The organism is Pseudomonas sp. MIS38, assembly GCF_019891575.1.
In the GTDB taxonomy this organism is placed as follows: Bacteria; Pseudomonadota; Gammaproteobacteria; order Pseudomonadales; family Pseudomonadaceae; genus Aquipseudomonas; species Aquipseudomonas putida_A.
The window spans coordinates 1-17,388 of sequence record NZ_JAFLXF010000013.1 but is presented as its reverse complement, the minus strand read 5'-3'; the positions used below and the strand labels follow the sequence as shown (position 1 = coordinate 17,388).

Here is a 17,388-nt window from a genome sequence, read left to right as displayed (position 1 = left end):
CGGCTCTTTTTTCGCCCTTACTTCAGGGCCTGGATGAACTGAGGATCGCTGTACAGTTCTTTCAGCAAGTCACGCAGCATCGGGTTGTAGGCGTTGACCGCGTTCGGAATCGCGATGAAACCAAAGAAGCTGCTGCTCCACTGGCTGCTGACATGCTTGGTCGCGTCGTAAACCACGTTCTGGCCATTGAGCAGGGTGAAGCGTGCCGCGAGTTGGCCTTCGCCTGTGCCCATGCCGGCCGACAGGTTGTTCTTCACCACCAGCACTTTCAACTGACGCTGAGCCTGCGGATCAAGCAGACCGGCCTTGCGCAGTTCTTCGGTGATCGCGTCCTGGATATGCGCCGGGATGCTGCCGGATGGCGAGCGCACCGGGTTGGCCCGCACAGTCAGCGAACCTTCGCCAGACTCGGCAGTTACCTGAGGATTGCTGATCGCCTGCAGGGGCGGAGTCTGCTTGAGCTTCTGAACGTTTTCGAAGCTCGGCTCATAGCGGGTCATGGTCATGCCACAACCTTGCAGCAGCACTGCCAGCATCGGGATCAACAACAGAGACTTTTTCACGGCGTTTCCTTGCGTGAGGAATAAGGGGAGCGAATTATGGGCAGAGTGCCATCATTGGGCAACCGACTTCACCGTGAAGCGCTCAGAGCTTCAACAGATTCTCGATCTGCGCCAGTTCCCAGGTACTGAGCAGATTCACCGGGTCGGTGCCGTAACGGCTGTTGAATTGCCATTCGCGGCCATCCGGGCAGCGGCACTGTTCACATTGATGCAAGCGCCCACCCTCAAAATCCAGCAACAGGCGCCAGCCCTCGATATCGACCGTAACCAGTCCGGTATCAGCGGGCGTCTCGGATCTATTGAACATCAGCACGCCCAGCGCAGCCTCGCGCAAGCGCTGGCAAACGTCGCGGGCGGTCAGCAATGCAGTCATGGTCGTACTCGATGGGCAGAAGCGCGTCAGGATAAATCGCGCGTCGACGGGTGTCAGCGATCACTGGCCCGATTCCGAACTATTCCGTAACATCCGCACCCCTCATTTTCGCGAACATCCGCGGCCACCCTCGTTGGCCGCTCAGTCAGGTAAGCCATGAAACCGAAACGTCTGCGCGCCGATGTCCTGGCCGGACTCACCACCTCGTTTGCCCTGTTGCCCGAATGCATTGCGTTCGCGCTGGTGGCTCACCTCAACCCGCTGATGGGCCTGTACGGCGCCTTCATCATTTGTACGCTGACTGCGTTGTTCGGCGGCCGGCCGGGAATGGTCTCCGGGGCGGCGGGTTCGATGGCGGTGGTGATCGTGGCGCTGGTGGTGCAGCACGGCGTGCAGTACTTGCTGGCGACGGTGTTGCTCGGCGGTTTGATCATGATGGCGTTCGGCTTGTTGCGCCTGGGCAAACTGGTGCGCATGGTGCCGCATCCGGTGATGCTCGGTTTCGTCAACGGCCTGGCAATCATCATTGCACTGGCGCAACTGGAGCATTTCAAGAGCGGTGAACATTGGCTCAGCGGCACGCCGCTGTACCTGATGACCGGGCTGGTGCTGCTGACCATGGCCATCGTCTACATCCTGCCGCGCCTGACCCGCGCGGTGCCGCCGGCATTGGTGGCGATCCTCGGCGTGGGCCTGCTGGTCTACCTGTTCGGTCTGCCGACGCGCACCCTTGGCGACATGGCGCACATCGCCGGCGGTCTGCCGACTTTCGCGCTGCCTGACATCCCGTGGACGCTGGAAACCCTGCGCATCATCGCCCCGTACGCGATTCTGATGGCGCTGGTCGGTCTGCTGGAAACCCTGCTGACCCTGAACCTTACCGACGAAATCACCGAAACCCGCGGCTACCCGGATCGCGAGTGCGTGGCGCTGGGCGCGGCGAACGTGGTCTCCGGCGCATTCGGTGGCATGGGCGGTTGCGCGATGATCGGCCAGACCGTGATCAACCTCAGCTCCGGCGGCCGCGGGCGTTTGTCCGGGGTGGTGGCGGGGGTGCTGATTCTGCTGTTCATCCTGTTTCTGTCGCCGCTGATTGAGCGTATTCCGCTGGCGGCATTGGTGGGCGTGATGTTCGTGGTCTCGCAGCAGACCTTCGCCTGGGCCTCGTTGCGGGTGTTGAACAAAGTGCCGCTCAACGATGTACTGGTGATCATCGCCGTGACCACTATCACCGTGTTCACCGATCTGGCCACCGCCGTGCTCTGCGGGATCATCATTGCCGCGCTGAACTTTGCCTGGCAGCAGGCCCGCGAGTTGTACGCCGATGAGCATCTGGAAGCCGACGGCAGCAAACTCTACCGCCTGCACGGCACACTGTTTTTCGCCTCGACCACGCCGTTCCTCAACCAGTTCGACCCGGCCAATGACCCAGCACGAGTGACTCTCGATTGCCGGCATTTGAGCTTCGTCGATTACTCGGCGATTGCCGCGTTGAAGACCCTGCGCGAGCGTTACGAAAAGGCGGGCAAGGAGCTGCAGGTGTTTCATCTCTCCGAGCGCTGCAAGAAGCTGTTGAAACGCGCCGGCGTCGAACACCACTGAGTGCAGTTGTGGGCGCGGCTTGCTCGCGAAGGCGGTATGTCGGTGAAACGGTATCGACTGCCACTACGCCTTCGAGCAAGCCCGCTCCCACAGAGGCGATGCCAAAGATCACTATCGGGAGAACTTCTTCGCCCCGGCCACACAAAGAATCACGCCCACCGTCACCACCAGCATGCCGATGCTGACCTGCTCATGCAGCAACGTCGCTGCCAGCGCCAGGCCGAAAAACGGTTGCAGCAACTGCAGTTGACCAACCGCGGCAATCCCGCCCTGGGCCAGACCGCGATACCAGAACACGAACGCGATCAGCATGCTGAACAGCGAAACGTAGCCCAGACAGACCCATGCCGACACGCTGATGCCGCTGAAGGATGGTGGGGCCAGCCACAGGCTCGCAATTGCCATCGGGGGCAGCGACAAGACCAGCGCCCAACAGATCACCTGCCAGCCACCCAGGGTGCGCGACAGTTTTGCGCCTTCGGCATAACCCAGACCACAGACCAGAATCGAGGCGAGCATCAGCAGGTCACCGGTGGGCGAGGCGGACAATCCCTGTGACAAGGCGAACCCCACCACCAGAGCACTGCCGAGGATCGAGAAGAACCAGAATACCGGGCGCGGACGCTCGCCACCGCGCAACACGCCAAACAGCGCAGTGGCCAATGGCAGCAAGCCGACAAAGACGATCGAATGCGCCGATGTCACGTGCTGCAATGCCAACGCCGTCAGCAGCGGGAAACCGAGCACGACGCCCAATGCCACGATCAACAACGAAAACCACTGATCCCTGGACGGTCGCCGTTCACGGAACAACCACAACAGGGCAACGGCCAGGACGCCGGCAATGGCGGCGCGCGCGACGGTGAGAAACACCGGGTCAAACTCCAGCACGGCCAGGCGCGTCGCCGGCAGCGAGCCGCTGAAGCACACCACGCCAATAAAGCCGTTGATCCAGCCGCTGGTTTTTTCCAGTGCCGGGTTGCTCACGTTTGAAGTCCGTTCCATACGATTCACACTCATTGTGGGTTGCTTTGAGAGAATCCTATGATTGAGAATCAGGACAATCAAAAAATTGTCATGGATACATCCCGACATGTCCCGCTCTCGCTACAAGACCCTCGTCGACACTTACGCCGCCGACATTCGCACCGGACGTCTGGCGCCCGGCACCCGTCTGCCGACGCACCGGCAACTGGCCACGCAGGAAGGCCTGGCGCTGGTCACGGCCTCGCGGGTGTACGCCGAACTCGAAGCCATGGGGCTGGTCAGCGGCGAAACCGGGCGCGGCACCTTCGTGCGCGAAACCTCGTTGTCGCCGGGGCAGGGCATCGACCAGAAAGACGTGGCCGTCGGCATGATCGACCTCAATTTCAACTACCCGTCCTTGCCCGGTCAGACGCAATTGTTGCGCACCGCACTGCGCCAGTTGGCGTTGTCGGGAGATCTGGAAGCGTTGTTGCGCTATCAGCCCCATGCCGGCCGGGCCCACGAACGGGCTTCGGTCGCGCGCCATTTGCTCAGTCGCGGTGTCAACGTCGACGCCGAACAAGTACTGCTGGTCAACGGCGCCCAGCAGGGGCTGGCGGTGACGCTGATGGCGTTGCTCAAGCCCGGCGATGTGATCGCCGCCGATGCGCTGACCTATTCCGGGTTCAAAGTGCTGGCCGAGGCGTTGCATCTGGAAGTGGTGGCGATCCCGGTCAACGAGCAGGGGCCGGATCTGGCCGCGCTGGAAAAACTCTGCCGCAGTCGCTCGGTGCGTGCGGTGTACAGCATGCCGACCCTGCACAACCCGCTTGGTTGGGTGATGCCTATCGAGCAGCGCGAAGAATTGGCTGCCATCGCGCGGCGGCATGATCTGACCCTTATCGAAGACGCGGCCTACGCTTTTCTGGTGGAAGACCCGCCGCGTCCTCTGATCGACCTGGCGCCTGAGCGCACGGTCTACGTTTCGGGCCTTTCGAAGAACATCGCCACCGGCCTGCGCGTCGGTTTCATTGCTGCGCCTGCGGCCCACGTTCCGGCACTGGAGCGGGTGATTCGCGCAACCACCTGGAACACCCCGGGACTGATGACCGCGATCGTCTGCGGCTGGCTCGACGACGGCACCGTGATCGAACTGGAAGCGCAAAAACGCCACGATGCTCAGGCGCGCCAGGCACTGGCTGCCGAGTTGCTCAAAGGGTTGCCATGCGTCGCCCATCCGAACTCGTATTTCCTGTGGCTGCCCTTGCCGGAAGACGTGCGTGCCGATCAGATTGTGGTGGAGCTGATGCAGAAGCAGATTTCGGTCACCACGGCCGAGCCGTTCGCCGTATCGGCGCATGTGCCGCATGCGATTCGACTGGCCCTGGGTTCGGTGGAAATGGATGTGTTGCGGCAGGCCTTGACCACCGTCAGGAAGGTCATCGCCGCTTACCTGTAAAACAAGGCCCGAGGGACAGATGTTACCCTTGCGCAGCCAGATTCAAGCCGTTCCGGAACCCTAGATGAAAAACACCGTTGCACTCTTGCTTGCCTTGACCGCCACCGCCGTACTGTTCAGCTCGACCACCCGCGCTGCAGGCGATCCGCAGGCCGGCGAAAAGATCTTCCCGCGCCTGTGCGGCGGCTGCCACCAGGTTGGCCCGGATGCGCGCCCGGGGTTCGGCCCGCAACTCAACGGCATCATCGGTCGAGCGGCCGGAACCTCGGCCAATTACGTGTATTCCGAGGCGATGAAAAATTCGGGCAAGACCTGGGACCGCGAAACGCTGACTGCGTATCTGAAAGATCCAAAGGGCGTGGTGCCGGGCACACGAATGATTTTCTGGGGGCTGAGTGACGAGGAGAAGATCGATAATTTGCTGGCGTATCTGCAGCAGTTCTCCAATTAAAGATTTTGCTCGGCCGGCCCGGCAAACCAGGCCAACGGCATTTGCGAAGTCAAAGAGGGCTGATCAAGCCACCTGATTACGGCCCGCCGCTTTCGCCTGATACAGCTGCTGGTCGGCACGTTTGATCAGCATCGTGTGGCTGTTGTCCGCCGGGTCGGCCAGCGCGACGCCAATGCTCACCGTGACCTGTCCGATCTCGGGAAAGTGCGCCTGGGCCACGGCGACACGGATCTTTTCGGCGACCATCTCTGGAGTATCAGGCTGGGCGACTTCCGGCAGCAGTACGGCGAATTCCTCGCCGCCATAACGGGCGACGAAGTCTGTGGCGCGCACGCTGACCTGAATGAGCTGCGCCAATTGCTGCAACACGTCGTCGCCAATCGCGTGGCCGTAGGTGTCGTTGATACGCTTGAAGTGATCGGCGTCGATCAGCAGCAGGGCAAACGGTCGCCCGGTGCGGCGGAACAGCAGACTGTATTCGCTGAGTTTTTCATCGAAGCGGCGACGGTTGTAGACGCCGGTCAGGGCGTCGTGGGTCGCCAGGTTCAACAGTTCGGCATTGGCCTGCATCAGTGCCGCGGTGCGCTGGGCGACGGTGGCTTCCAGCGAGGCGTTGGCTTCCTGCAGTTCGCGCTCCTTGGCCAGCAGCGACCGGGTCATGGCGTCGATCGACTGCCCAAGCTGGGCGATTTCCCGCACCGGGTGCTGCAGCGGGAAGTGTGCGCCGGGCTGTTGGTTCTGCACCTGTTTGGCCGAGTGCGCGAGTTGCTCGATCGGCCGGCTCAGATACTGCGCCAGATAGTACGCCACCAGCCCGAATGCCACGGCGGCGGCCACACCCAGCAGCAACAATTTATAGAGCAGCAGGCGCGCCGGCTCCAGAGCGGTGTCCAGTGGCTGGCGCACGGCAATCGACCAGGACAACGCCGTACTCGAAGGCGTCGGTACGGTGACCATGCTGGTCAGGTAACCGTTGCCGACCGACCAGCCCGGCGACTTCGAATCATTCACCGCCAGTTGCTGGCCCATCAGGGCTTCCGGGTACAGCACCTTGCCGTCGTGATCGATGATCAGCGCTTCGATATCCGGCGACGCATTTTTATGCGAGAACGCTGCCGATTCGACGATACGCGTCACCCAGCTCCAGTGCGCGTGCGCGCCCAGCACGCCAATCACCTGGCCGTCGGCGTTGCGGATCGGGGCGGCGAAGTCGATGAAACGCAGCGGTTCGCCGTTGGGCGTTCCCGGCAGCAGTTTGGCCAGCAACACCGCTTCGTGCGGGTCACCGGTGTACTCACCCCGCAGGCCAGCCTGGAACCATGGCCGTTGCTGCACCGATTGCCCGACCAGCAAATTATTCACCGCTTGATGCACATGGCCATCGGCATCGGTCACGCCCATCCACGCATACTCGGCCCGGGCCTGGGTGCGCAGTTGCATCGATTTGAGAATCGCCGGGTTGTCGAGGTCGCCGCGTTCCAGATGCGGCGCACGGCTGAGCAGGTAGACCTCCAGCTGGCGCTCGCGTAATTGGTCACCGAGCAACGTTGCCGCAGAACGCGCGGTATTGAGCAGTGAATTGCCGCTGACCTGTTTCATCTGTTCGGTGGCGATATGCCCGACATAGAAGCCGACGATCGCCAGGGTCAGCAGGGACAAACCGGCGAACCAGAGGGTCAGGTGACTTCGCAGACTGGCTTTGAGCATGGGCAGGCAAATTCTGTTTGGACGTTGTGGCCGCATGGTATGCGCATTAAGCGTCGGGCTGCCAGTCGGTCGCTTCGGATAAGCACCGTCGGAAGTTTCGCCAATGCCCTACAAGGCAAGATCCTTTCTGACGCGGGTTGTTGAAAAGAACCACGCCAGCAAACGACGAAATGCAAAAGCCCGGCTGATCAGGCCGGGCTTCTTTGACTGCTTTAGAGCCGTTGTTTTATGCATTGCGGCTTTCGATCAGACGATCCGAACCACCTTCAGCGACACGGCGTTCTTGCAGACGATCCGAACCACCTTCAGCGACGCGGCGTTCCTGCAGACGATCCGAACCACCTTCAGCGACGCGGCGTTCCTGCAGACGATCCGAACCACCTTCAGCGACGCGGCGCTCCAGCAGACGATCCGAGCCACCTTCAGCGACACGGCGTTCTTGCAGACGATCCGAACCACCTTCAGCGACGCGGCGCTCCAGCAGACGATCCGAGCCACCTTCGGCAACACGGCGCTCCAGCAAACGATCAGAACCACCTTCAGCCAGACGGCTTTCAATCAACTTGTCCGAGCCGCCTTCAGCGACCAAAGTGTGAACGGGTGTTGCTGCAAAAGCGTTAACTGCAAGAACCGAGAAAGCGATGCCGAGGATGGTTTGGCGTTTCATGATCGTGTGCTCCGGGGTGTATTGGGTTGGTATGGAGCTGATGTTACGCCGCGGATTTTTTATGAGAACTTCATTGGCGTGATGGTGACTATCGACGCCAGCGATGTATGCCGCAAGTCCGGATTCAGAGCTTCTGCGCCCGAATGCATAGTTCTCCGGTGGCGCGGGTCAGGGCCAGATCATGCAGTGCGTCGTGTGTCAGGCCCTGCCGGGCCTTGGCCAGCCAGACCGGGCAATTCGGGTCGCGGCGATGCGGCGCGAAGTCGGCGTACTGGCGCAGCAGGCGGGTTTGCAGCTCGTCCAGGCGCGGACGAATCTGCCCGGCCAGATCCGGTCGCGGGGTGTCCGGCGCCGCACCAGCCGCTTGCCATTGCGCGAGCAATCCGTACTGCACCAGTTTGTTTGCCTCCATTTGTGCAGCGATCAACTGGGCGACTTCTTCGGGGTCGAGCTGGTGTTCGGTCGCCAGGGTGCGGGCATTGGCGATGACCTGGGCTTCGCGCGGGCTGTCCTGAATCGGCTTGCCACTGTCCCATTTGGTCAGGGCGACGAGGTCGCCGATGTTCAGGCGTTCGTTCAAGGTTGTCAGCAACGGACGCAACGATTCGGAGGAAACAGGGGGCTCGGCGGCGCCGGCAGCGTGGCTGAACAGAACCAGCAGGGAACAGGTCAGAGCATTTCGCAACGGAGTCATGGGCAGGCGCGTTCCACAAAAAATAGTGCCGACATTTAAGCCTTGAGCAGAGGCGATGTCGACCGACTTTATCCCGTCCATCTAGCGTAATATCCCTCGCATCTCCCACCCCGAGAACGATCCTCAATGCAAACCCCCAGCACCATCAAACCGCTCTGGCAAACCTACCTGCTGTTCCTTGCGCCGATGGTGTTGTCCAACTTCCTGCAATCGATGTCGGGCACGGTCAACAGCATTTACATTGGGCAGATGCTCGGTACGCAAGCGCTGGCGGCGGTGTCGGGGATGTTCCCGGTGATCTTTTTCTTTATCGCGCTGGTGATCGGCCTGGGCGCGGGCGCCGGGGTGTTGATCGGCCAGGCGTGGGGCGCGCGCGAGGCACACATGGTCAAGGCGATCGCCGGGGCAACGCTGTTGCTGGGGGTGTTGATCGGTTTGCTGGCGGCGGTACTCGGCAGCGTGTTTGCGCGTCAGGCATTGCAAGGGTTAGGAACGCCGGCGGATGTACTGGACGACGCAGTGGCGTATGCGCATGTGATGATGTGGATTCTGCCGTCGATGCTGGTGTTTGTGCTGTTCACGCAATTGCTGCGCGGAGTCAGCGACACCGTGTCGCCACTGTTGGCGCTGATCGTGTCGACCTCGGTCGGGCTGGCGCTGACCCCGGCGTTGATTCGTGGCTGGTTCGGTCTGCCACAGTTGGGCATTCAGAGTGCCGCCTTCGCCGGTCTGGCCGGTAACCTGTCGGCCATGACGTGGCTGGCGTGGCGGCTGATTCGCAAGGACCATCCGCTGGCGCCGGACCGCGAGTTCTTCGCGGCACTGCGCCTGGACGCGGCGATTCTCGGCAAGGTGCTGCGCATCGGCCTGCCGACCGGGGTGCAGATGATTGTGTTGTCGCTGTCGGAGCTGGTGATTCTGGCGCTGGTCAACCAGCACGGCTCGCAGGCGACAGCGGCCTATGGCGCGGTGACGCAGATCGTCAACTACGTGCAGTTTCCGGCGCTGTCGATTGCCATCACCGCCTCGATCCTTGGCGCCCAGGCCATTGGTGCCGGGCAACTGCAACGCCTGGCAGCGATCCTGCGCACCGGGCTGTTGATCAACGTGTGCCTGACCGGCGGTTTGATTGTGCTCGGTTACCTGTTGTCGCACTGGTTGCTGGGACTGTTCCTGACCGAAGATTCGACCCGGGCGATGGCTGAGCACTTGCTGCACATCATGTTGTGGAGCCTGTTGGTGTTCGGCTTCCAGGCGATCATCGGCGGCATCATGCGCGCCAGCGGAACGGTGCTGGTGCCGGTGATTATTGCGATTGTCTGCGTGGTCGGCGTGCAGTTGCCGGCAGCTTACTGGCTGGACGGTCAGTACGGTTTGCAGGGCGTTTGGATGGCGTTCCCGGTGGCGTATCTGGGCATGCTGGTGTTGCAGACGCTGTATTACAAACTGGTCTGGCAGCATCAGAAGATCGAGCGGCTGGTCTGAGCCCGAGCCACACCGGCAGACAAATGACATGGCGCATTCGCCGGTTGTTTGCTTAAGTCAGTCGAGGCCTCGAAGGTTTGCCCTGTCCGGAGAATCCCATGCGTGCCCGATTCACCGCTGCGGCACTGTTTGCCTGCCTGTGCGTCACGAGCGCGGCGCAGGCTGCTGAATACAACCGCGTCAACACCACCGCCAGCCAGATCAGTTTCACCTACAGCCAGATGGGCTCGCTGATGTACGGCACCTTCGGCAAGTTCGACGCGACACTGCAGTTCGACAGCGACAACCTCGCCGGCGCCCACACCACATTGCACATCGACCTGAACAGCATCGACGCTGGCAGCACTGACGCCAACACCGAACTGGTGAAACCGGCGTGGTTCGATACGCAGCGCTTTCCCGTGGCGGTGTTCGAGTCCAGCCGTTTTACCCGGGTCACGGGCAATCATTATCTGATCGCCGGCCAGCTCACCCTCAAGGGCATCACCCGCGAGGTGCAGGTGCCGGTCGAGCTGAAACCGGACAGTTCGATCGGCATTTTCGACGGTGAGCTGGTGCTCAAGCGTGACCAGTTCGGACTCGGGGCGGGGGAGTGGACGGACACTGTGGTGTCCAACGACATCGCGATCAAGTTCAAGGTAGTGGCGCCACAGCAGTGACGCCAGCCGCTCAGGTCAGTAGGCGCGCCAATGTCCCGGTGCCCAGCGCCACTCACGTCCATCCCAACGATAGTGACCGGCGACCCAGTGATAACCGGGCGCTGGCATGACCGGCACGACTTCCACCGGCGGCGGTGGCCGATGCGGCCGTACCGGTTCGACAATGCAGCCCGACAGGGTGATCGCGACCAGTGAGGCGGCGAGCAGGGTTTTCAGGTTTCGCGACATGGTGGTCTTCCCGGTAGATAAGTTGTTGTTGCCGAGCGGGTTCAACGGGCCCAGTGGCCTTCGACCCAGTACCAGTTAGGACCGCGCGCCTGCCAGTGGCCTGGTCGCCAGTGCGCGCCGTACCTCACCGGTTGCCAATGACCGGGCATCCACACGTAGCCGCGTCCTTCCCAGCGCCAATGGCCCTGATCCCAGACATAACCGGGGCGCGGGCCGGGCATCACTTCCATGCGCATCGGCGGCGGTGCCTGCTGAATGTAAACCGGGGGTTGTGCAAACACCGGGGTGCTGGCCAGCGCTGCCAGGGTCAGCGGCACCAGCAACAAGGCTTGCCGCCATTTGAACAGTGAACGCAAAACGCTCATGTGAACTCCTCAAGGCCTGCGTTAAAAAAGTGAACGCAGCTGAAGAATTGGACGCTAAATCGGCGAAAGATCCGAGCCTTGGCAGATGAAATTTTCTTCAGGTCAACCGTCAGCTTGCTTCGGTATTTCCTGCGACGGTGGCAGGCGTCGGGACACGGTATGATGTCGCGGTTTTCCGCCGGAGTTCAGTTGTCATGCCACGCATCACCCACTACCAATCCCCATGCCCCGAAAGCGTTAACAGCCAGATTCTGCAACTGGTGGTCGATTACCTGACCGACATCAGCGCGGTCGGTCTTGGCCCGAGCAATCTGCTGTACAACGTCTATCAGTACGCGGTCGGCTATGAGGTGCATCTGTATCTGGAGGCGCTGAATGGCGAGAAGGGCACCGAGGTGGAGTTGCTGGTAGCGACGGCCGAGGACGATCCGGAGCGGGTCATAGGTTTCCTCTTGTACCTGCCGGTGCAAGGCGATTGGGAAGCCTGCAGCGTCGCCTACATGGCCGTGCGCGAAGGCTATCGGCGCCAGGGCGTGGCGCGGGCGATGATCGGCGAGATGGTCAGCCGTTATCCGCATGCCGAACTGACCTGCAGCGTCGGCAAGGTGCCGTACTTCGAGGCGCTGGGTTTCGAGGTGATCGGCGCGCGCGAAACCCAGGTGTTGATGAGCACCCGGCATTACCGCAGCAATGGCCTGCGCGGTTTCATCGACACCACACCGATCTATCGCTCGCTGGAAGTGCAGCAGATCCACACCTACCTGCTGCAGAAAAACGGCAAGCGCGCGATGCTCGATGCCGAAAAACAGCGCGACCGGCATCTGGATCAAACTACCCGTCACGTCGAAGAATTTGTCCGTCAGCGCCTGACGCTGCACTGAGTCCTGAGTCCGGCGCAAAAAACGGACAAAAAAAGAGCCTCAAGGCTCTTTGATGGGGAGAAGTAGAGCCCATGAGGCTCAAGCTGCGCATGAAACAGGGAACAGGCTTGATTTGGGGTTCAGAACACCCGTTCCCTACGCAGTCGCTCAGGAGTGAAGCGCCCGCGTACCTTCATCATGGGAACGCGCGGGGGCCGACTCAAGTACCGCTAGTCGCACGGGCGGCGGCCCGTTCCACCATCGCGATGATGGTCGCGATCAACTCGTCCTTCGCTTGCCCGGCACTGATTTCAGCACTGGCGGCAGCATTCGACAACGCCTCGGCGGCACCGAGCATCGCGCGCAAACCGGCCTGGGTGATTTCCCCGCCAGCAGCCAGCGGTTGCAGCACACTGCGGCACTTTTCGAGGAAGATTGCCTCGTAGTCGCGCTTGATCTTTTCCAGCTCCGGCGTGCTGCCCAGCGCGGCAATCACCCCCGGAATCTCATTGCCCTGCAATAACACGCAATCGACGTACGCCGTGGCGATCACCGTCGCGGTGTCGATCAGCGTTGGCGGGCACTGGTCGATGGCAGCGTCCATCACCGCAGTCTGGCGCGTATCGAAGTCCCGGTAAAGCGCCGCGAGCAAGCCCGAGCGAGTGGTGAAGTGGTCGTAGACCACCGGTTTGGTCACCCCTGCCTTGTCCGCCAGATAACCCAGGGTCAGGGCATCGGTGCCCTCGGCCCGAATGATCTGCCAGGCGACGTCGAGCAACTGGCGGTTGCGATCTTCGCGCGACAGGCGACGTCGCGGCTGGGCAGGGGAGTCGGCTTCGGTCATTTCTGTGGTTGACATCGGTTATATACCAAACGTAACTTACTGTTCGTAACTTACCAAGAGTACATAGCCCTTGGTCAGCGCAAACTTACAGGAGAATGACCATGCACGCATTGATTGTTGTGGCGCATCACGAACCGCGTTCGCTGACCCACAGCGTGGCAACGCAGATTGCCGAGGGCCTGACAAGCGCCAACCCTGCCAATACCCGGGAAATCGCCGATCTTTACGCCGAGGGATTTCAGCCGGTGTTCGGCGCAGCGGATTTCGCCGTGCATCACCGTGAGGCGCGGCCGCCAGCCGACGTATTGGCGGAACAGGCACGGATTGATCGGGCCGACGCTCTGGTGCTGGTATTCCCGGTGTACTGGTGGTCGATGCCGGCGTTGCTCAAGGGTTGGATTGATCGGGTGTTCAGCAACGGCTGGGCGTTTGATTTCGCTGGCGACCTCAAGCATGTGAAGAAGCTGCAGCGCCTGCGCGTGCATCTGGTCGGGCTTGCGGGGGCCGATGAACGCGCCTACGAACGTCACGGTTATGGCCCGGCGATGAAGGCGCAGATCGAACACGGGATTTTCGATTACAGCGGGGCGACGGTGGTCAGCTCGACGCTGATGGTGGAGTCGGAGGTGCGTGATCCGCAGGAGCATCTGCAAACGGCGCGACATATCGGCGCCCAGATGTTCACCTGAGTCGCACCTCCTGTAGGAGCTGCCGAAGACTGCGATCTTTTGATTTTTTTAAAGCAAGATCAAAGGATCGCAGCGTGCCGCAGCTCCTACAGGTCAGCGGGCGCCGGGCCAGCCGGCCTTGGCGAGGGCGGCGAGCAGAGTTTCCTTATCCAGCCCAGGCACTGCATGCCCGTTGCCCGCGGTGCTCTCGCTGGCGAGCAGGGCGTTGATGATCGCTTCTTCGACCGCCTCGGTAGCCGCGAGGAACAGCTCGCTGATGTGGTCGTTGTTGACCATGCGCAAGCCGTTGCAGGTTGGCGCGCCTTTACCCTCGTAAGCGGCGGATGGCACCTGCTCGTTGCCGGTGGCAAAGGCAATGAAAATGTCGCCGCTGTGGTCTTCGTTACCGCCGCCGCTGCGCGCCAGACCGAGGCTGGCGCGCTGTGCCAGGCGCGTGCATTGATGCGGCAGCAGCGGTGCGTCGGTGGCCAGGCAGACCACGATCGAACCCATGCCCGGATGCGGCAGCGAAGCCCGCAGGAACGGCGAATCCACCTGTTCCATGTAACGGCCCACCGGATAACCGTCGACCCGCAACTCGCTGCGAATGCCGTGGTTGGCCTGGACGATCGCGCCCACCGTCCAACCGCCCTGAGCGCTGCTCAAACGGCGTGACGCGCTGCCGATGCCGCCCTTGAATTCATGGCAGATCATGCCGCTGCCGCCACCAACGGCGCCTTCTTCTACTGCGCCGTCATGCGCTGAGCTCAGCGCCTCGGCGACATGCTCGGGCTTTACGTGAAAACCATTAATGTCGTTGAGCAAGCCATCGAAAGTTTCCAGCACCGCCGGCATGTTCCAGTAGAGGCGCCCGTCGTCCGGTTGCTGCTGACGATCCAGCGCAATCAACGCATCGCGCACCACGCCAAGACTGTGGGTGTTGGTGAAGGCGATGGGACTGGTCAGCAGCCCGGCCTCGCGAATCCACTCAAGGCCGGTGGCATCGCCATTGCCATTGAGCACATGCACCCCGGCGAAGCACGGTTGCTGGTTGGTCGAGCCGCGGCGCGGTTCGATCACTGTGACGCCGGTGCAGATGTCCCGTCCGCTGTCGCTGCGGCCACGCACGTTACTGTGGCCGACGCGCACGCCGGGGACGTCGGTGATGGCGTTGAGCGGGCCGGGTTGCAGTTGGCCGATGCGGATGTTGAGGTCACGGGCACGAGGTTTCATGGGATGTCTCTCTATAAAAAGGCAGAAATGAATGAGCGGGACTGAACACAAAACCCTGTGGGAGCGTGGCTTGCCCGCGAAGGCGGTGTGTCATTCAAAGGAGATGTTGACTGACCCGACGCATTCGCGAGCAAGCTCGCTCCCACAGGGAAATGTGTTGGGGTTACTGGCCGTTCTTGACCTTGCTCCACACCCGCGTACGCACGCGTTCGGTGGCTTTGGGCAGCGGTTCCAGGGTGTACAACGTGGCCATCGCCGCGGCCGACGGATACACCGCCGGGTTATCCCGGGTGGCCGCAGCCACCAGTGGCGTCGCGGCGCGGTTGCCGTTGGGGTACGACAGGTGATCACTGACCGGCGCGATCACTTCCGGGCGCAGCAGGTAGTCGATGAACGCCAGACCCTGAGCGCGGTTCGGCGCGTCCTTGAGCAGCACCAGCGTGTCGAACCACACCGGCGCGCCTTCCTTGGGCAGGCTGTAGGCGATCTTCACGCCGTTGTGCGCCTGCTCGGCGTTGGTCTTGGCTTCGAGCATCGCCCCGGACCAGCCCACCGCCACACAAATGTTGCCGTTGGACAGGTCACTGATGAATTTCGACGAGTTGAAGTAGGCAATGTGCGGGCGCAATTTGAGCAGCAGCGCTTCGGCTTTCTGATAGTCCTCGGGGTTGGTGCTGTTGGGCGGCAAGCCCAAGTAGTGCAGGGCGACCGGGAGCATCTCCGACGGCGAATCAAGCATCGCCACCCCGCACTGGCCAAGCTTGGCGAGGTTCTCTTCCTTGAACACCAGATCCCACGAATCCAGCGGCGCCTTGTCGCCGAGTGCGGCGCGCACTTTGTCGACGTTGTAGCCGATGCCGTTGGTGCCCCACAGATAAGGCACGGCGTATTGATTGCCGGGATCGTTGTTGGCCAGTTTGCTCAGCAGATCGCTGTCCAGATTGTTCCAGCCCGGCAGTTGATCGCGAGGCAGCGGGGCGAGGGCGCCGGCCTTGATCAGCGTCGGCAGGCTGAAGTTGCTCGCCACCACCACGTCGTAACCGCTGCGGCTGGTCAGCAGTTTGCCTTCGAGCACTTCGGCGCTGTCGAAGGTGTCGTAAACCGGTTGAATGCCGCTGTCGCGCTTGAAGTCAGCCAACGTCGTGGGGCCGATGTAGTCGTACCAGTTGTAAACGTGCACGCTCGGCGCATCGGCGGCACTGGCGGCGGATGCGACGCCAAAACAGGCGAGCAGGCCAAGGTTGATGCCCCGGTTGATATAGCCACGACGACAACGCATGATGCGGCACTCCTGGCCTGCGGCAGGCCGGTGATTGACAGGAGTGCTCAGCCTATCCGGGCGGGCACGCCTGACCCATTCCCATCATGGGTTACTCAAAAGGGGTAGAGCGTGGACGCGTTGTTGCAGGAGTTGCCGGTGCACCAAAGTCTGGCGCGGGTGTTTACCGCCGTCGGCCAGGACGCTTTCTGGCGCGCGTTGGTCGACACGCTGCGCCTGCTGGTGCCGCTGGACAACGCGCTGGTGGCGTTGATGAAGGCGGGGCAGGCACCGCAATTGCTGATCGACTTCGACAGCAAGGGCCGCGCCGATGAACAGGAAGAACTGGCCAGCTACAGCGCCGGGATGTACCTGCTTGATCCGTTCTATCAAACCGCCTCGACCGGCATCGCCGACGGCTTGCACAGCCTGGCCTCGGTGGCGCCGGACCAGTTTCTGCACAGCGAGTATTACCAGAGCTATTTTCGCTCGGTGGTCGGTGAGGACGAGTTGCAGTTCATGATCAACATCGAGGGCGGCGTGCTTGGCCTGTCACTCGGACGCTCGACGGCTTTCGATCTGGCCGAGCAGGGCCGTCTGCTGTGTGTGCGCGACTGGGTGCTGGCGGCGATGCGCCGACACGTGCAGCTGTTGCCGCCACAAGGGACGGGCGCCGAGCCGGTGGCGGGGGATCTGGCAACGCTGCTCGATCGCTTCGATGCGCGCCTGACCACCCGTGAAGTCGACACCGCGCGGCTGATTCTGCAGGGCTTTTCCAGCAAGGCCATCGCCCAGCAGATGGGCATCTCGCCGGAGACGGTGAAAGTGCATCGGCGCAATCTCTATCACAAGCTCAATGTGAACGGGCATGGCGAGCTGTTTGCGCTGGTGTTGCGCCCACCGACTGCCTGAACCTGTGGGAACTGGCTTGCCAGCAATGACGCCCTTACAGCCAACCAATCCCCAAATGAATACACCCAATACAACTGTAAGGGCCAGCCTGCTGGCGAAGGCGGCTCACCAGCCAACCAATCCCAAACTGAATGCACTCAGTCAAATTGTGGGAGCGGGCTTACCAGCGATGGCGGCCTGCCAACCGACCAACCTCCCACCTGAATGCACTCATTCCAACTGTGGGAGCGGGCTTGCTCGCGAAAGCGGCCTACCAGACAAAATCAAAACAACAGAGCAAACCCCGCACATAAACATAACCCCGCAACCACGTTTAAAGTACACGAACCGTTACGCCATAACGGCTACAACGCCTTGCGCCGTTACCTACGCGTACGCCAGAATCCGCCGGCTT

At 61.7% G+C, this 17,388-nt stretch carries 19 protein-coding genes; 8 read left to right on the top strand and 11 right to left on the bottom strand.

The window, feature by feature from the left end; all coding sequences use genetic code 11:
* Positions 1-17: 17 nt before the first annotated feature.
* Both J1G18_RS16005 and J1G18_RS16000 read right to left on the bottom strand, forming a co-directional pair.
* Positions 18-563: a hypothetical protein gene (locus J1G18_RS16005; RefSeq protein WP_027614702.1), complete on the bottom strand. Its 546-nt coding sequence runs from the start codon at positions 561-563 to the stop codon at positions 18-20.
* Between the two features lie 82 nt (positions 564-645).
* Complete coding sequence (locus J1G18_RS16000; protein ID WP_223008053.1) at positions 646-936, bottom strand: hypothetical protein; 291 nt, start codon at positions 934-936, stop codon at positions 646-648.
* A 156-nt stretch (positions 937-1,092) separates the two neighbouring features.
* Between J1G18_RS16000 and J1G18_RS15995 the strand changes: the two genes are divergently transcribed.
* Positions 1,093-2,538, top strand: coding sequence for a SulP family inorganic anion transporter (locus J1G18_RS15995; RefSeq protein ID WP_223008052.1), 1,446 nt, complete (start codon positions 1,093-1,095; stop codon positions 2,536-2,538).
* Positions 2,539-2,649: 111 nt separating this feature from the next.
* Here the strand turns inward: J1G18_RS15995 and J1G18_RS15990 are convergent, their stop codons facing one another.
* Entirely contained in the window at positions 2,650-3,543 is an 894-nt protein-coding gene (locus tag J1G18_RS15990; protein WP_096795618.1) for a DMT family transporter, read from the bottom strand.
* An 88-nt stretch (positions 3,544-3,631) separates the two neighbouring features.
* On the opposite strand from J1G18_RS15990, the gene J1G18_RS15985 reads away from it, so the two are divergent.
* Positions 3,632-4,963 (top strand): PLP-dependent aminotransferase family protein, encoded by a 1,332-nt coding sequence (locus J1G18_RS15985; protein ID WP_096795617.1) that lies wholly within the window; start codon positions 3,632-3,634, stop codon positions 4,961-4,963.
* A 64-nt stretch (positions 4,964-5,027) separates the two neighbouring features.
* On the top strand, positions 5,028-5,414 hold the full coding sequence (locus J1G18_RS15980) for a c-type cytochrome (protein ID WP_027614707.1): 387 nt from the start codon (positions 5,028-5,030) through the stop codon (positions 5,412-5,414).
* Positions 5,415-5,477: 63 nt separating this feature from the next.
* On the opposite strand, the gene J1G18_RS15975 is transcribed toward J1G18_RS15980, so the two are convergent.
* The 3 genes from J1G18_RS15975 to J1G18_RS15965 all read right to left on the bottom strand — a co-directional run bounded on the left by J1G18_RS15975 (position 5,478) and on the right by J1G18_RS15965 (position 8,482).
* Positions 5,478-7,121, bottom strand: coding sequence for a diguanylate cyclase (locus J1G18_RS15975; RefSeq protein WP_223008051.1), 1,644 nt, complete (start codon positions 7,119-7,121; stop codon positions 5,478-5,480).
* A gap of 226 nt (positions 7,122-7,347) precedes the next feature.
* Positions 7,348-7,788, bottom strand: coding sequence for a phage infection protein (locus J1G18_RS15970; protein ID WP_223008050.1), 441 nt, complete (start codon positions 7,786-7,788; stop codon positions 7,348-7,350).
* 124 nt (positions 7,789-7,912) lie between these two features.
* Positions 7,913-8,482, bottom strand: coding sequence for a chorismate mutase (locus tag J1G18_RS15965; RefSeq protein ID WP_210557714.1), 570 nt, complete (start codon positions 8,480-8,482; stop codon positions 7,913-7,915).
* Between the two features lie 126 nt (positions 8,483-8,608).
* Between J1G18_RS15965 and J1G18_RS15960 the strand changes: the two genes are divergently transcribed.
* Together J1G18_RS15960 and J1G18_RS15955 are read left to right on the top strand one after the other, a co-directional pair.
* Entirely contained in the window at positions 8,609-9,967 is a 1,359-nt protein-coding gene (locus J1G18_RS15960) for an MATE family efflux transporter (RefSeq protein WP_027614711.1), read from the top strand.
* Between the two features lie 98 nt (positions 9,968-10,065).
* Positions 10,066-10,626: a YceI family protein gene (locus tag J1G18_RS15955; protein WP_134786027.1), complete on the top strand. Its 561-nt coding sequence runs from the start codon at positions 10,066-10,068 to the stop codon at positions 10,624-10,626.
* Between the two features lie 15 nt (positions 10,627-10,641).
* Here J1G18_RS15955 and J1G18_RS15950 read toward each other — a convergent pair whose 3' ends face one another.
* The gene (locus J1G18_RS15950) at positions 10,642-10,854 is read right to left on the bottom strand and encodes a YXWGXW repeat-containing protein (RefSeq protein WP_027614713.1); all 213 of its coding nucleotides are present in this window, start codon (positions 10,852-10,854) and stop codon (positions 10,642-10,644) included.
* Between the two features lie 41 nt (positions 10,855-10,895).
* The gene (locus tag J1G18_RS15945; protein WP_223008049.1) at positions 10,896-11,219 is read right to left on the bottom strand and encodes a YXWGXW repeat-containing protein; all 324 of its coding nucleotides are present in this window, start codon (positions 11,217-11,219) and stop codon (positions 10,896-10,898) included.
* A gap of 194 nt (positions 11,220-11,413) precedes the next feature.
* On the opposite strand from J1G18_RS15945, the gene J1G18_RS15940 reads away from it, so the two are divergent.
* The gene (locus J1G18_RS15940) at positions 11,414-12,100 is read left to right on the top strand and encodes a GNAT family N-acetyltransferase (protein ID WP_223008048.1); all 687 of its coding nucleotides are present in this window, start codon (positions 11,414-11,416) and stop codon (positions 12,098-12,100) included.
* A 199-nt stretch (positions 12,101-12,299) separates the two neighbouring features.
* On the opposite strand, the gene J1G18_RS15935 is transcribed toward J1G18_RS15940, so the two are convergent.
* Positions 12,300-12,938 carry a TetR/AcrR family transcriptional regulator gene (locus J1G18_RS15935; RefSeq protein ID WP_027614716.1) on the bottom strand — a complete coding sequence of 213 codons (639 nt, stop codon included), beginning with the start codon at positions 12,936-12,938 and terminating at the stop codon, positions 12,300-12,302.
* Positions 12,939-13,024: 86 nt separating this feature from the next.
* On the opposite strand from J1G18_RS15935, the gene J1G18_RS15930 reads away from it, so the two are divergent.
* Positions 13,025-13,612: an NAD(P)H-dependent oxidoreductase gene (locus J1G18_RS15930; protein ID WP_098968187.1), complete on the top strand. Its 588-nt coding sequence runs from the start codon at positions 13,025-13,027 to the stop codon at positions 13,610-13,612.
* Between the two features lie 93 nt (positions 13,613-13,705).
* On the opposite strand, the gene J1G18_RS15925 is transcribed toward J1G18_RS15930, so the two are convergent.
* Together J1G18_RS15925 and J1G18_RS15920 are read right to left on the bottom strand one after the other, a co-directional pair.
* Positions 13,706-14,824, bottom strand: coding sequence for a P1 family peptidase (locus J1G18_RS15925; protein ID WP_223008047.1), 1,119 nt, complete (start codon positions 14,822-14,824; stop codon positions 13,706-13,708).
* A 163-nt stretch (positions 14,825-14,987) separates the two neighbouring features.
* Positions 14,988-16,103 carry a polyamine ABC transporter substrate-binding protein gene (locus tag J1G18_RS15920; protein WP_223008046.1) on the bottom strand — a complete coding sequence of 372 codons (1,116 nt, stop codon included), beginning with the start codon at positions 16,101-16,103 and terminating at the stop codon, positions 14,988-14,990.
* Between the two features lie 111 nt (positions 16,104-16,214).
* Between J1G18_RS15920 and J1G18_RS15915 the strand changes: the two genes are divergently transcribed.
* Positions 16,215-16,994, top strand: coding sequence for a helix-turn-helix transcriptional regulator (locus tag J1G18_RS15915; protein WP_223008045.1), 780 nt, complete (start codon positions 16,215-16,217; stop codon positions 16,992-16,994).
* Positions 16,995-17,388 lie beyond the last annotated feature (394 nt).

Bases quoted from the DNA above. Each gene is read 5' to 3' on its own strand.
- J1G18_RS16000 (WP_223008053.1), bottom strand. From the start codon at position 936: ATGACTGCATTGCTGACCGCCCGCGACGTTTGCCAGCGCTTGCGCGAG.
- J1G18_RS15995 (WP_223008052.1), top strand. From the start codon at position 1,093: ATGAAACCGAAACGTCTGCGCGCCGATGTCCTGGCCGGACTCACCACC.
- J1G18_RS15990 (WP_096795618.1), bottom strand. From the start codon at position 3,543: ATGGAACGGACTTCAAACGTGAGCAACCCGGCACTGGAAAAAACCAGC.
- J1G18_RS15985 (WP_096795617.1), top strand. From the start codon at position 3,632: ATGTCCCGCTCTCGCTACAAGACCCTCGTCGACACTTACGCCGCCGAC.
- J1G18_RS15980 (WP_027614707.1), top strand. From the start codon at position 5,028: ATGAAAAACACCGTTGCACTCTTGCTTGCCTTGACCGCCACCGCCGTA.
- J1G18_RS15975 (WP_223008051.1), bottom strand. From the start codon at position 7,121: ATGCTCAAAGCCAGTCTGCGAAGTCACCTGACCCTCTGGTTCGCCGGT.
- J1G18_RS15970 (WP_223008050.1), bottom strand. From the start codon at position 7,788: ATGAAACGCCAAACCATCCTCGGCATCGCTTTCTCGGTTCTTGCAGTT.
- J1G18_RS15965 (WP_210557714.1), bottom strand. From the start codon at position 8,482: ATGACTCCGTTGCGAAATGCTCTGACCTGTTCCCTGCTGGTTCTGTTC.
- J1G18_RS15960 (WP_027614711.1), top strand. From the start codon at position 8,609: ATGCAAACCCCCAGCACCATCAAACCGCTCTGGCAAACCTACCTGCTG.
- J1G18_RS15955 (WP_134786027.1), top strand. From the start codon at position 10,066: ATGCGTGCCCGATTCACCGCTGCGGCACTGTTTGCCTGCCTGTGCGTC.
- J1G18_RS15950 (WP_027614713.1), bottom strand. From the start codon at position 10,854: ATGTCGCGAAACCTGAAAACCCTGCTCGCCGCCTCACTGGTCGCGATC.
- J1G18_RS15945 (WP_223008049.1), bottom strand. From the start codon at position 11,219: ATGAGCGTTTTGCGTTCACTGTTCAAATGGCGGCAAGCCTTGTTGCTG.
- J1G18_RS15940 (WP_223008048.1), top strand. From the start codon at position 11,414: ATGCCACGCATCACCCACTACCAATCCCCATGCCCCGAAAGCGTTAAC.
- J1G18_RS15935 (WP_027614716.1), bottom strand. From the start codon at position 12,938: ATGTCAACCACAGAAATGACCGAAGCCGACTCCCCTGCCCAGCCGCGA.
- J1G18_RS15930 (WP_098968187.1), top strand. From the start codon at position 13,025: ATGCACGCATTGATTGTTGTGGCGCATCACGAACCGCGTTCGCTGACC.
- J1G18_RS15925 (WP_223008047.1), bottom strand. From the start codon at position 14,824: ATGAAACCTCGTGCCCGTGACCTCAACATCCGCATCGGCCAACTGCAA.
- J1G18_RS15920 (WP_223008046.1), bottom strand. From the start codon at position 16,103: ATGCGTTGTCGTCGTGGCTATATCAACCGGGGCATCAACCTTGGCCTG.